The sequence below is a fragment of the Erysipelothrix larvae genome (assembly GCF_001545095.1).
In the GTDB taxonomy this organism is placed as follows: domain Bacteria; phylum Bacillota_I; class Bacilli_A; order Erysipelotrichales; family Erysipelotrichaceae; genus Erysipelothrix; species Erysipelothrix larvae.
On sequence record NZ_CP013213.1, the window covers coordinates 1,293,761 to 1,307,263 of the forward strand.

A 13,503-nucleotide genomic window follows, 5' to 3' on the forward strand; every position below is an offset into this window, starting at 1 on the left:
TTTTGTGAAGAAAACATAAATAAAGTCTCGAAATTATACCGTGTTCCGGACAAATATTGTCGAACTGACGAAACATGGACCCAATCTTGGGGCTCTACTCCCTTTATTAGAAAATAGAATATCAATAAAATCTGTTAATGTCAAAGAAATTGATGTGAAATTATATATGAATTCAATTTTATGTTCAATTTATCTCATTTGATGGATATACACCATCAACACATCTTGTTAGTATGGCAAAATATCCATAAATGGTAACAAGACATCATCAAGCATGACAAACCCTTCAAAGGTTGCTTGGATATGGTCATCGTGAAGTTCTAATAACTGATGATCAACGCCTGTTTGAATTGCTTCACTAAATACGTCGCGCATATCTACCCCAAATCGTGTCTTAAACCGTTTGAATGTGATGCCTTCACGAATTCTTAATCCCATCATGATAAATTCAAACATTTCATCTTCAAGGGTTAATTCAATGATTTCATCATACCCATCTTCCTTAAGGTATTGTCCTAGTTTTTTGGTCCAGGTTTTTCGTGTGTGATTCAGTTTTAAACTGGATCCAGGTCCGAAAGCATAAAAGTCTTCATAACGCCAATAAACTTGGTTGTGCTGACTGCGTGATCCAGGAAGTGCAAAGTTTGATATTTCATAGTGTTCATATCCATATTGCGTCATGATTTCAATGCATCGTAAGAACATCTCGGTTTCAACATCTTCGGAAACAGGTTGAATGCCTTTACGGCCAAATAATGAATTTGGTTCAACCGTTAAAGCATAGATTGAAACATGATTGGGTTTCAGTAAGACCACATCGTGCATCGCTTTTTCAAACATCTCAAGGGATTGCCCAGGCAGTCCATACATTAAATCCAAGGAAACATTCTCAATACCACATTCTCGCAATAAAGTGACCCCTTTACCGACATCATAGAATCGATGATGTCTTCCGATTTTTTCTAATAAATCATCATTGGTTGTTTGAACCCCCAGACTCATGCGATTCACACCGTACTTGACGAGCATTTCTACCTTATTTCTTGTTAAGTTTTCTGGATTACCCTCAAAAGTAAATTCACATTGCTCCGCTTTATGTTCTATCAGTGCTTGCAACAACCCTTCAAGTTGATCATCTTCAAGCGATGTAGGCGTACCACCCCCAACATAAATCGTTGTTAGGTCTTTAGGAAGTGTATTAATTTGTGATATTAAACGTAGCATAAACGCGTCCGATATGGGACGCGCATAATTAAATCGAGTAAAGTCGCAATATCCACAGATATGATCACAAAATGGAATGTGAATGTAAACTGCTTTAGTACTCACGTTGTTTTACCTCGTTTGCTTTATCTTCAATCAGGGTCTTAACATCATACCCTTCGTCCATACAGATCGCGAATGCATACATTAAGACATCGGCGAGCTCTTTTTTGAAAGCTTCTTCAGGTTCATTAAGACTTTCGACCAGTTCTTTGGCTTCATCTAATAAAAAGTGTGACATGGTTTCTTTGGTATCGCTTTGATCCCAACCAAATTGTTTTCGCATGGCATCAATAATTTCAAATATCTCAGTCATCTTTCATCGATAAGACGGACATGAAGGCTTCTTGTGGAATTTCCACACTTCCGACCTGTTTCATCCGTTTCTTTCCTTCTTTTTGCTTCTCTAACAGTTTCTTCTTACGAGAGATATCGCCACCATAACACTTCGCAATTACGTTTTTACGTACTGCTTTAATCGTTGAACGTGCGATAACTTTACTGTTGATTGCAGCTTGAACAGGCACTTCAAATTGTTGTCTTGGGATTAACTCTTTGAGTTTATCTGTGATGACTTTACCGCGATTATACGCAAAATCACGGTGTACAATAACGGATAAGGCATCGACAATTTCACCATTTAACATGATATCCATCTTCACAAGTTTTGATGGACGATATCCAATGAGTTCATAATCAAAGGATGCATACCCTTTGGTCGATGATTTTAACTTATCAAAGAAATCATAGACAATTTCAACAAGTGGCATGTGGTATACAATATTGTAACGTACCGCATCAATCATTTGCATATCATGATAAACACCCCGTTTGTTTTGACACAGTTCCATTACTGCACCAACATACTCACTGGGCACTAAAATATTAGCTTCTACATAGGGTTCTTCAATTCGATCAATATAGTTTACAACAGGCATATTACTTGGGTTGTCAACAGTTACCATTTCACCATTGGTAAGGTAAACATGGAATACAACCGATGGTGCTGTCGCAATGAGTTCGAGTTGGTATTCACGTTCTAAACGTTCTTGAATTACATCCATATGAAGGAGTCCTAAGAACCCACATCGAAATCCAAACCCTAAGGCTTTGGATGTTTCAGGTTCAAACACAAGTGATGAGTCATTCAACGCCATTTTTTCTAAGGCATCCCGTAAATCCGTATAGCGTTTGTTATCGATTGGGTATAATCCACAAAATACCATTGGGTTGAGTTTACGATATCCAGGTAGGGGTGCATCTGCTGGGCGGTTTGCAAGGGTAATGGTATCCCCTACACCAACATCATGGATAGATTTAATACTGCCTGCAATCCAACCAACTTCACCTGTTACCAATTCTTGTTTTTTGATTTCAAATGGTGTTCGAATTCCAAGTTCAGTAACTTCAACTTCAACACCATTCGCCATAAACTGAATGGTATCTCCTTTTTTAACTGATCCATCTTTGATACACACATAAGCGATAACACCACGATATGAGTCGTAGATTGAGTCAAAAATTAATGCTTTAAGCGGTGCTTCTCTGTTTCCTTTGGGTGCAGGGAGTTTTTCAACAATCCCTTTGAGCACTTGATCCACATTGAGTCCAGTTTTTGCACTAATAAGCGGTGCATCAGAGGCATCAATACCTAATACATCTTCAATTTCTTGTTTTACGCGTTCTGGGTCAGCGGATGGTAAGTCGACCTTATTAATCACGACCATAATATCCAGATCATTATCAATCGCAAGATACGCATTCGCAAGAGTTTGTGCTTGAATTCCTTGAGTCGCATCAACAACTAAAATAGCCCCTTCACACGCAGCAAGTGAGCGAGACACTTCATATGTAAAGTCGACGTGACCGGGTGTGTCAATCAGATGGAATGTATAGGTTTCACCATCCGTATGATTGTATTCAAGTTGTACTGCGTTAAGTTTAATTGTGATACCCCGTTCACGTTCTAAATCAAGTTGATCGAGTACTTGTGATTTCATATCACGATCACTGACCGTATCTGTCATTTCTAAAATACGATCAGCAAGTGTTGATTTCCCATGATCAATATGGGCAATAATCGAAAAATTTCGTATGTTTTTTTGATTCATGATACCATTCCCTTAATACTGAAATCCGTCTTACGTATCCATGGGTATACCGCTGTAGGGACCACAAATGCAACGATTCCTTGGGTAAGGTTTGCTGCAATGGACGCAAAGAAGGCATAATCTCCGAGAATAAAGCTATCCACGATTCCATATCCTACAAGCATCAGCATTGCTGAGAGTAAAAACGGAATTGGATATAATTTGGTTTTCAATAACTTTCTAAATATATAAATTACGAGTACTTCACTTCCTTTTATAAAAGCAGTGAAGAGCATATAGTGGGCATAACCTGTCAATAAATCTGCAAGCGCACTTCCCAGTGCTGCTGCAACTAAGACTTGTCTAACTGGTGCAATTGTCGCAAGGATCGCAATCACAACATCTCCTAAATTGAAATAACCTCCATTAGGAAATGCAACTGCTGTAAAGATAGTGACACTGGTGACAAGTGCTGTCATAAGTGCAATATATACGATTGTTTGTGTTCGTTTTATTTCGTAGTTTTTTTTCATTCAAAACGTCGCCCCTTCCATCGTTTACCAAACCCATTTAAAATGTCTCGATTGGATTGTCGTGGTTTCCCAGATATTTGGATACTGGTAAGGTGAATGATTCCACCTTCGACTGCAACATCGACCCCTTTATCTGAAACATCAACAATTTCTCCTCGTTGAAATTGATGGTCTTTACTTTCAAATTGAACAGCATGAAACTTAATAGATACACCATCTAGGATTCCATATGCTGTCGGCCATGGAATTAAACCGCGTATATGATTGTATACATCATGTCCTGGCTTTCTAAATGATACAAATTCATCATTTCTTTGGATGGCATACGCAAAGGTGACGTCTTCATCTTTTTGTTTGATTGGTGTCAATTTACCATCAAAGTACGCTTTGAGATCTTCTTTAATCAAAGTCTTTGAGACTTCCATAAGTTTCGCTTCAACATCACCAAAGGTATCTTCTTCATTAATCGTGACGCTTTGTTTTGCAAGCATATCGCCACTGTCCATCCCTTTATCCATAAACATCAATGTCACGCCAGTTTCTTTCTCACCACGAATGATTGACCAATGGATGGGAGCACCCCCATGATATTTTGGTAACAGTGATGCATGCACGTTTAAACAACGATACGGTGGTGCATAAAGAATTGCCTCAGGGACAATTTGACCATAAGCACAGGTCACAATGCAATCTGCATTAAATGCTAGCACATCATCTACCGCACGTTTAATTTTTTCAGGTTGAATTACAGGGATGTCATTTTCCAATGCAAGCATCTTAACAGGTGGTGCAGTTAGGATCTTTTTTCTTCCAACTGGACGATCTGGTTGTGTCACAACACCAACAACATCATATCCTTCACTTAATAACGTTTCTAATACAACACATGAAAACAGTGTTGTTCCCATAAATACAATTCTCATACTATCACTTCCTGTGGTTTATTATATCATGATGTGACCTTTCAGACCACATTTGACTCATTAAAATATATTCACAATCCTACGATGTTTAAATAACACGCATCAGACCTTTTGCTATGAAAAAAGCCCAAGACCCTGGACTTTACATCATAATGGATAAAAGAAGCATTTCAAAACCTACAAAGCGGTCTTTTAGTCCTTTTTTAGATTCTTGATCAAAGGTAGATAATTGATTCAAGATATCCAAAATTGATTGATTTGAACGATAACGTTTACGCGTGATGTTCCAATACTGACCTTCAGACATGTTTAGTAGATTACGAATCTCATCTGCTTGATAATTTAAACTTTGTAGCGTGGATACTTGATAGATTCCTCTTAATGACGCTGCAATTAATGGCGCAAGACTCAAGGGATCATTTTTTTGCTTCAAGAGTTGTTGGTAGATTCTAAAAACTTCACTATGATCTTTTTGTAAAAGAGCATTACTTAATGCAAAGATGTCGTTTTCTAAGTCGTACGATATGAGTTGGGTTACATCATCAAGGGTTATCCTTCGATTCAACAACACAAGTTTATCGATTTCACTTTGAACACGAGCACTATTACTTCCAATTCGATCGATGAGAAGTTGCTTTGCATCTGGATCAATATGAAGTGTCTGTGCTTTTAAAGCAGCATTCACACGATCCTTCACTGAGATTGCATCTTTTCCACCGACTGTAATGGTGATTTCCTTGGCGTAATGTGTCAATGTTTTTCTTAACGGGCTTTTAGCCAAAGGTTTCTTAGGGAGTGCTAAGACGAGCTCAAGAGTGTTTGAGGTATGAGAAAACCATTCTTCTAGCGCGGATTCATCAACCTTGTTAAGGTCTTTTTCGTTCTCAATAAATAAGAAAATCCACTTTGGCAGACCAAAAAGAGAAATCGTTTCGATTGCTTCTTGTACTTGATTTTGATCAAATCCTTGATCGTTTGTTTGGAAAATCCATTTCTCTACTTCGGTATGTTTTTTTGAATAAGTTTCAAATAATTGGTTTGCTTTTTCTAAAATAAGATACCGGTCAGTGCCATATAAAACATGAGCCACAATTATCACCTAGTATCTATTATACCAAAGTGTCCACGTTGTGACACAACAAAATCAAAAAGTGGTGACATAATAAACGTAATATGTCCATAATCACTCGTTTTTAGAAGTGAAATTCGGTATTGGTGTAATAATTGCATCACATCTGGATGGGGATGATTGTAAATTGTTGGATTGCTGCTGGCAATTGCATAGGTTGGTCTGAGTGTACTGACAAGCAATTCGGAAGTGCTTGTTTTTGATCCATGATGTCCAAGTTTTAGGACATCCACCTGCAGATTTGGGTAGTGTTTTAATAGATCTAACTCTTGTTTGATGTATGCATCCCCTGTAAACAAAAAGGATAAGCGTTTTGTTTGAAGTATGAAAATAAGGCTATTTTCATTGGATTCTTCATACGTTACATCTCCCAACAGCTCATATAAAAAGTGTACCGTTGATTGCTTTTGTGTGATTAATGATTTGACGTCATATACATCCATTAAATAATCTTGATTCTCATTATGGTCCAAATCATCATGCGTAATAATGAGTTGGTCGATGGAACGAATCGACAGCGATGTGAGGGCTCTTTCAAGGTTTGACAAGGCAAAGGCTCGTCCTGTATCGATCACAGTTACATGCGCATTAAACGCGGTTGTGATGATGATTGCATCCCCTTGCCCAACATCCACAATCATGACCCGTGGAAATGGAAAATACATCATAAATACAACAACACTGAGATATGCAATGCAATAGTGTTTAGGGTTTGATTTCCACACTAAGCACATGCCAAATACTAATAGTGGAATCTTGCCCCTTAATTCGAATCGGTTGGTAACACTCAAAAAATCATCATACCCTAATAGCAAGGTGGTCGCCAGTGTATTCATTCTTAATATCATGAACAGATATACCCCTGCAAAAAGGATAACCCATACCTTAAACAAAACCATTTGAAGAATATGTACAGACCCACTAAGTGTATGGATTAGAAATAAACGTGCAACTTCAAAAGATTTTTTGGGGATTGGTCCTGAGATTTCTTGGATTAGTGTCGGAAAATACGCAATAATAAATCCTAAGTGAAACTGTGCATAGGGAAACATAAATAACAGAATCAGCATCTTTGTCTCGGGTTTTAAATCAACACCCCGCATCAGATGTCGAACACAGTTCAGACTAAACCCAAATGCATAACCATACAATCCAATGATTATCCGATAAAGTGCATTGCGTTTTTCTTTGGTGAGAACACGTCGTGTTGACCATATTAAGAGTTGTTCGATGGCATAGAAATGAAGTGCTAAAGAAACAAAAATATGTTGTGAGTCTTTGTAAATAAAATCCAAGAGGATGGGATAGTCCTTGTAGGCTGATTGTAGAAATCGATGGATCGGGCGTGGTTTTTTCACTTGCTTTGTGAATTCACCGTTTAATGTCCCTTGGTAACGGTTGATGCTTTGAAAGTGGTTCTTTGACTCAAGGGGGATTATATCCCCTTCAAATTGATAAACTGCATCAAATTCTAAATTACCATCACCACTACTATAATATTTATTCACACCGTTTCTGAGTACATACCAAGTATCCCTTTTTTCAATCACACGATAGTGAGTTTGAAAACTTGGTAAGTTAAGGTTGAGTGACAGCATAAAAAAGCATCCTAAAGCAAGCAGTTTGAGTGCATCATTTGGTGTATATTTTAATGCAATAACAATCGACACGAGGCACAAAAATGCGCATTGAACAAACACATGATTCATAAACCCCATAAAGATTAGGGTTAATACTATAAACATATCATGAGTTCCATGCGTTCAAACAAACGATTTTTAATTCCCTTTACTTCCATTATGGATTCCAGTGTTTGAAAGGACCCGTATTCATTGCGATGATCAATAATCCGATTCGCAATGGCTTCACCAACTCCAGGAAGTGTCATGAGTTCTTCATGTGTCCCAGTGTTAATGGATACACATGGTGTATCGGATAACAAAGGTATGGTAATGATATCCCCATCTTTTACCTTTTGATTGAGATTTAGTTTTGCATAATCTACATCATCATGAAGCTCAATGTGATCTTTTAGCGCAGATAAAGAACTGTAGGGTAACAGTTCTAGATGATAGGTTTCATTATGATATACAACCGTTATGTTTATATTTGATGCTTCATATGTAAAGGGTGTATATAAAATTGGGCGAAACACACTAATGAGGAGGATTGCAATTGCGATAGATAGGATATTCTTCGTTTTCATACATTATCACCATTCTTAAATAAGAATTGACGAAGGATTTTCCTAACCATTTTTGCATTGATAAAAAAACCTATCGCATGATGATAGGTCTTTGTTTATGTAACTTTTAGAATTTTAACAGAATATGGTTTTGCGACTTGTACTAGCACTTCATCACCAACTTTAGAATCCATAATTGCTTGCGCTAATGGTGAGACATTAGACAAACGACCATTATCTGGATCTGCTTCAACAGAACCAACAATTGTAAAGGTCATTTCTTCGCCCATATCAATATCTAAAATTGTTACATTGGCACCCAAACTCACAGTTTTGAATTTTTTGCCATTGGTGTCACCGATTAACTCAACACGTGATAGTGTATTCTCTAACTCACGTATACGAGCTTCTACTCTCGCTTGACGATCCCGTGCTGCATCATAATCAGCATTTTCTGACAAGTCACCTTGAGCGCGAGCGGCTTTTAAGTCCTCAATGACTTCAGCACGTTCTACTTCAATTAATTGACGTAATTCGCGGTTTAATTCATCTAAACCAGCCTGTGTTACAGGAATTTTTTCACTCATACGATCACTCCTAACAGAAGACATTATACCACACCCGAATTGATGATACTACTTTTTTATCAAGTTTTGCCTACACACTCCTTTGAATCGTTGTTTTATGTAATAAAGGATAACGCGTCTTGATTAAAAAAAGGACTTTTGTCCTTTAATTATTGCCTCTACTAATGATACTTCCGATTTTTGTTGTCAACAAATCTATCGCAACTTTATTATGTGCACCTTCAGGAATGATGATGTCTGCATAACGTTTTGATGGTTCGATGAATTGATCATGCATAATACGTACGGTTGTCAGGTATTGTTCGATTACATGGTCCATACTGCGTCCACGTTTTTTTACATCACGAATCAAGCGACGAATGAAGCGCACGTCTGCTGGTGCATCGACAAATACTCGAATATCAAGTAAGTCACGTACACGTTCATCTTCAAGAAGAAGCAATCCTTCAATAACGATAACATCACTGCACTCGACAGTTTCAGTGTATGTACTGCGTGTATGATTAATAAAATCATACACAGGTTTTTGAATACTTTTTCCATTTTTTAGTTGTTGGATGTCTGATAGCAGCAAATCTGTATCAAATGCAAAAGGATGGTCATAGTTTGTGTCATAACGCTCTTCAAGCGGAATGTTTGATTGATCCTTGTAGTAGTCATCCATTTTCAGGATGTAAACCGATTGTGTTTCTTTGTAATGTTCCTTCAAGATTCTTGCAATCGACGATTTACCCGATGCACTACCGCCTGCAATCCCAATTAGTACTGGTTCCATATTAGAATATTTCCTCCGTTAGTCGTATGGTTTATTTCATATTACTATCTTGTTTAAGCATCCCAAAAACAATCAACATAATATGATAGATAAAATTAATGAACGAGGTCTTCATCATGCTTTAAGATAAAAGCATTAAACACTTCTTCGATCATATCCCATTCTTGTTCGTCTGTGATATCGAGAAGTTCACCTTCTTCAGTATATGAAGATACATATACTTCACCATCTTCATCTTCAGGATTAATATAGAGTACATATTCTTTCCCGTAGTTATCATCTTTAAATGTAAAGAGAATTTCCATTGTTACTTCATTACCTTCATTATCAATGACAATCATTGTAGTTTCATCCATGACATTGACCTCCTTAAATGTTCTTAGATATTATACCATAAAGATTTCATATTACTCTAAGAAAAAAGCCAGATTATCTGGCTAGAAAAACCGTTGTCGGTCTAAAAGTGACTGTAGTATTTGTACAGCAGCCGCTTGATCGACAACTTTCTTTCTCTTTTTTCTTGATACATCTTGTGCAATAAGTTGACGCTCTGATAAAACACTGGTTAGTCGTTCATCAATCAGCACGACTTTAATATTAAACCATGTCTCCAAAAGTGCTTTAAATTCTTCAGAAATCAAAGCGCGTTCCCCGATATCATTGTTCATCATTTTCGGGTACCCCAAAGCAATTGTATTTACATTATGTTCTTTAAGGATGGGCTGAATCATATCTTTGAGATCCTCTAAATTTCCATCAAACCGTAATGTTACAAGCGGATGGGCATACATGCCTAATCCATCAGATACAGCAACCCCACATGTTTTTGAGCCTAAATCAAGGCCGATGCTTTTATAGATGCTCATTTAGAACCTAGGTAAAAGCGCACTAATTCTTCAATTAACTCAAAACGCTCAACTTCTTGAATCAGTACTCGAGCATTTTTATGCGATGAAATATATGCTGGGTCATTGGAAATTAAATATCCTGAAATCTGATTCACAGAATTATACCCACGATCTTTTAGTGCACCATCAACACGTTCGAGAATGTCTCGAATACGTGCTTCTCTGATTTCTGATGAATCGTAAACACTTGTCTCTGTTAAATGCTTTTCGCTCATATTATCTCTCCTTTAAATTTATATACCTATTTTACCATAAATTTGAGATTGTGCAGCGTTTAAGTTACTTACATTTTTACCACCAGATTGAGCGAAGTTTGGTCTACCGCCACCATTACCTCCAGTAGCTTGTGCAAGTTCTTTTGCAAGGTCCCCTGCTTTATAGCCAGATTCGATTCCTTTTGGTGATACACTGACCATAAATGAAACATTGGGTTCATTCACATTTACTGCAAATAAAAGGTCAACATGATCTCTAAGTTTGTCTACAATCTCATTCATTAATTCTTTATCCGCATTATATTCTTGAACCCACAATACATTCAATCCTTCTTTTGAAACATTGACATCATTAAGCCATGTTTGGATTTTAGCATGCAGAGCATCTTTTAATAATAGGTCATATTTTTCTTGAAGTGATTGTTTTTCTATGCGCATTTCCTCGATGCGTTCAATGATCGATTTTTGGGAAACGAGTTTTAGGTCTTCACGAATTAACTCAATCTCTTGTTCTGCCTTCTTAAAGGTCTCATAAGCTCCAAGACTTGTCTTCCCAACGATACGACGTACCCCTGATCCAACACTTTCTTCTGATACAAGTTTGAATACCCCAATTTCACCAGTACTGAGTGCATGGGTACCCCCACATAATTCTTTGGATACATCACCCATAGAAACAACACGTACTACATCGCCATACGTATCACCAAATAATGCAATGGCACCCGAAGCTTTTGCTTCTTCAACATTCATGATATCAGTGTGAATTGGCAACGATTGCGCAATCCATTCATTGACTCTTCGCTCAATGTTTTTCAGTGTCTGAGGTGTTAATCGTTCAAAATGAGTAAAGTCAAAACGGAAGTATTGGTCATCAACATACGAACCCGCTTGATTCACGTGTTCCCCCACAAACTCATGAAGTGCTGAGTGTAAAAGATGGACACATGAGTGATTCTTACGAATTAAAATGCGACGGTTTGTATCCACACAAACATGAACTGTATCACCAAGATGCAAAGGTTCACTCACTTCTACATGATGTAGGTGTTGGCCTGCATTTGCTTTTGATACCCCGACTATGTGACCACCTGATATCGAGCCAATATCGCTTACTTGTCCGCCACTTTCTGCATAGAATGGTGTTTGATCAAGTGCAACAAGGCCTTTATCATGAAGTGTTTCCACTGCATGCCCTTCAACAAATAGACCCGTGATGGTTGCCTCTACTTCAAATGTATCGTAAAGGAATTGACTTGGGACTTTAAAATTGAGGATATCTTCTTGTTGTGATCCCATGGATTCTATTTTTTGACGGCTTCCACGTGCACGTTCTTTTTGTGCTTCTAAAGCTTGATCAAACCCTTCAAGATCTACGCTAACACCACGCTCTTGAGCCATTTCTTGTGTCAATTCAATTGGGAATCCATATGTATCATAGAGTTTAAACGCAACATCACCTGGCAATACAACGCCTTCTTGGCTTTCAATTGCGCTTAACAGAAGTTTCTCCCCTTCTTGAAGTGTTTTAATAAATCGCTTTTCTTCATTTAATATCAATTTCTTGATATCTTCGGGACGATTATCTAAATCAGTATAAAAATCATGCATCACTTCAATCACAGAATCAACAAGTTTATAGAGAAATGGTTCATTGATATCGAGCACACGTCCATACCGAGCAGCACGGCGCAGCAATCGGCGCAATACGTAACCACGCCCTTCATTTGAGAATAAAGCGCCATCATTGAGGGCAAATACAAGGGTCCGAATATGATCCGCAATTACGCGAAATGCCATTTCTTTTTCGTGATATTTAATTTGAGTAAAGGTTTCAGTTTCTGTGATAATTGGTAAGAATAAATCAGTATCAAAGTTTGTTTCACCGCCTTGCACAATACTTACTAAGCGTTCAAAACCCATTCCCGTATCAATATTCTTTTGTGGAAGTTCTTTAAATTCATGGAAATCGACCCCTTCTTTTCCATCGTATTGAGAGAATACAATATTCCATACTTCGATATAGCGATCATTTTCAAGTTCTTCAAAGAACAACCGTTCTCCTAAGTTTTCAGGGTCATATTTTGGTCCACGATCGTAAAAGATCTCACTATTTGGCCCACAAGGTCCGTCTCCAATTTGCCAGAAGTTATCATCGGTCTTCAGTATACGCTTTGGATCAATACCAATCACTTCAGTCCAAATGCGATATGCTTCATGATCTTCAGTATGAACACTCACGTACATATGCTGTGCATCAAGTCCAATCCAATTGGGTGAAAATAAAAATTCATAGCCAAACTGAATTGCATCTTCTTTAAAATAGTCTCCAATTGAAAAATTACCCAACATCTCAAAGAATGTATGGTGACGTGCAGTGTAACCAACATTATCAATATCATTGGTACGAATTGATTTTTGAACATTCGCAATTCGAGGATTCATCGGTTTAACCCGTCCATCAAAATACTTTTTGAGCGCGGCTACTCCTGAATTAATCCATAATAATGTGTCATCGTTGATTGGAACTAATGATGCTCCAGGTTCAATCATATGATTTTTTGACTTAAAATAGTCTAAGAACATGGTTCTTACTTGGCTGCTGGTTAACTGTTTCATTTTAACTCTCCTTTTGAAAATAAAAAAAACATTTCACATCTCAGGAACGTTTTCACGCGGTACCATCCTGATTCATACGAAATGTATGCACTTTTTCTTCTTAACGCGAAGTCACGGGTTTTACCCATCTAAGAAAGGAGCACGCACTGCAGATAGTAGGTCATTTCACCAATCTGACCCTCTCTTTGAATCTATCCTTAACAGCTTGTATGGCTTTCTTTACGACATGTAAATCAATTTTACCATAAACGAATCTGTTTGACTAGCACCAAAGTG

The 13,503-nt window shown here is 37.6% G+C and carries 14 protein-coding genes; all 14 read right to left on the minus strand.

The genetic code is table 11. The features are described from left to right. Window positions 1-228: 228 nt before the first annotated feature. Window positions 229-1,329, minus strand: a complete 1,101-nt coding sequence (gene hemW / locus AOC36_RS05970) for a radical SAM family heme chaperone HemW (protein WP_067632409.1) — start codon at window positions 1,327-1,329, stop codon at window positions 229-231. Next, window positions 1,319-1,549, minus strand: coding sequence for a MazG-like family protein (locus tag AOC36_RS05975; protein WP_232505348.1), 231 nt, complete (start codon window positions 1,547-1,549; stop codon window positions 1,319-1,321). Before AOC36_RS05975 ends, hemW begins: the two co-directional genes overlap by 11 nt. A gap of 22 nt (window positions 1,550-1,571) precedes the next feature. Next, window positions 1,572-3,374: a translation elongation factor 4 gene (gene lepA, locus AOC36_RS05980; RefSeq protein WP_067632414.1), complete on the minus strand. Its 1,803-nt coding sequence runs from the start codon at window positions 3,372-3,374 to the stop codon at window positions 1,572-1,574. After that, window positions 3,371-3,886 carry an ECF transporter S component gene (locus tag AOC36_RS05985; protein WP_067632416.1) on the minus strand — a complete coding sequence of 172 codons (516 nt, stop codon included), beginning with the start codon at window positions 3,884-3,886 and terminating at the stop codon, window positions 3,371-3,373. The genes lepA and AOC36_RS05985 overlap by 4 nt, the downstream gene beginning before the upstream one ends. Then, window positions 3,883-4,809, minus strand: coding sequence for a methionyl-tRNA formyltransferase (fmt, locus tag AOC36_RS05990; RefSeq protein WP_067632418.1), 927 nt, complete (start codon window positions 4,807-4,809; stop codon window positions 3,883-3,885). The genes AOC36_RS05985 and fmt overlap by 4 nt, the downstream gene beginning before the upstream one ends. A 142-nt stretch (window positions 4,810-4,951) precedes the next feature. Further along, entirely contained in the window at window positions 4,952-5,899 is a 948-nt protein-coding gene (gene holA / locus AOC36_RS05995; protein ID WP_067632420.1) for a DNA polymerase III subunit delta, read from the minus strand. Between the two features lie 5 nt (window positions 5,900-5,904). Continuing rightward, on the minus strand, window positions 5,905-7,683 hold the full coding sequence (locus AOC36_RS06000) for a ComEC/Rec2 family competence protein (protein WP_067632422.1): 1,779 nt from the start codon (window positions 7,681-7,683) through the stop codon (window positions 5,905-5,907). After that, window positions 7,674-8,144, minus strand: coding sequence for a ComEA family DNA-binding protein (locus AOC36_RS06005; protein ID WP_067632424.1), 471 nt, complete (start codon window positions 8,142-8,144; stop codon window positions 7,674-7,676). The genes AOC36_RS06000 and AOC36_RS06005 overlap by 10 nt, the downstream gene beginning before the upstream one ends. A gap of 95 nt (window positions 8,145-8,239) precedes the next feature. Beyond that, the gene (gene greA / locus AOC36_RS06010; RefSeq protein ID WP_067632426.1) at window positions 8,240-8,710 is read right to left on the minus strand and encodes a transcription elongation factor GreA; all 471 of its coding nucleotides are present in this window, start codon (window positions 8,708-8,710) and stop codon (window positions 8,240-8,242) included. A gap of 145 nt (window positions 8,711-8,855) precedes the next feature. After that, window positions 8,856-9,485, minus strand: coding sequence for a uridine kinase (gene udk, locus AOC36_RS06015; RefSeq protein WP_067632428.1), 630 nt, complete (start codon window positions 9,483-9,485; stop codon window positions 8,856-8,858). A gap of 95 nt (window positions 9,486-9,580) precedes the next feature. After that, window positions 9,581-9,841, minus strand: a complete 261-nt coding sequence (locus AOC36_RS06020; protein WP_067632430.1) for a DUF1292 domain-containing protein — start codon at window positions 9,839-9,841, stop codon at window positions 9,581-9,583. Window positions 9,842-9,922: 81 nt separating this feature from the next. Continuing rightward, window positions 9,923-10,351: a Holliday junction resolvase RuvX gene (ruvX, locus tag AOC36_RS06025; RefSeq protein WP_067632432.1), complete on the minus strand. Its 429-nt coding sequence runs from the start codon at window positions 10,349-10,351 to the stop codon at window positions 9,923-9,925. After that, window positions 10,348-10,608, minus strand: a complete 261-nt coding sequence (locus tag AOC36_RS06030) for an IreB family regulatory phosphoprotein (protein WP_067632435.1) — start codon at window positions 10,606-10,608, stop codon at window positions 10,348-10,350. The genes ruvX and AOC36_RS06030 overlap by 4 nt, the downstream gene beginning before the upstream one ends. Before the next feature lie 18 nt (window positions 10,609-10,626). Beyond that, window positions 10,627-13,227, minus strand: coding sequence for an alanine--tRNA ligase (gene alaS, locus AOC36_RS06035; protein ID WP_067632437.1), 2,601 nt, complete (start codon window positions 13,225-13,227; stop codon window positions 10,627-10,629). Window positions 13,228-13,503: the final 276 nt, after the last annotated feature.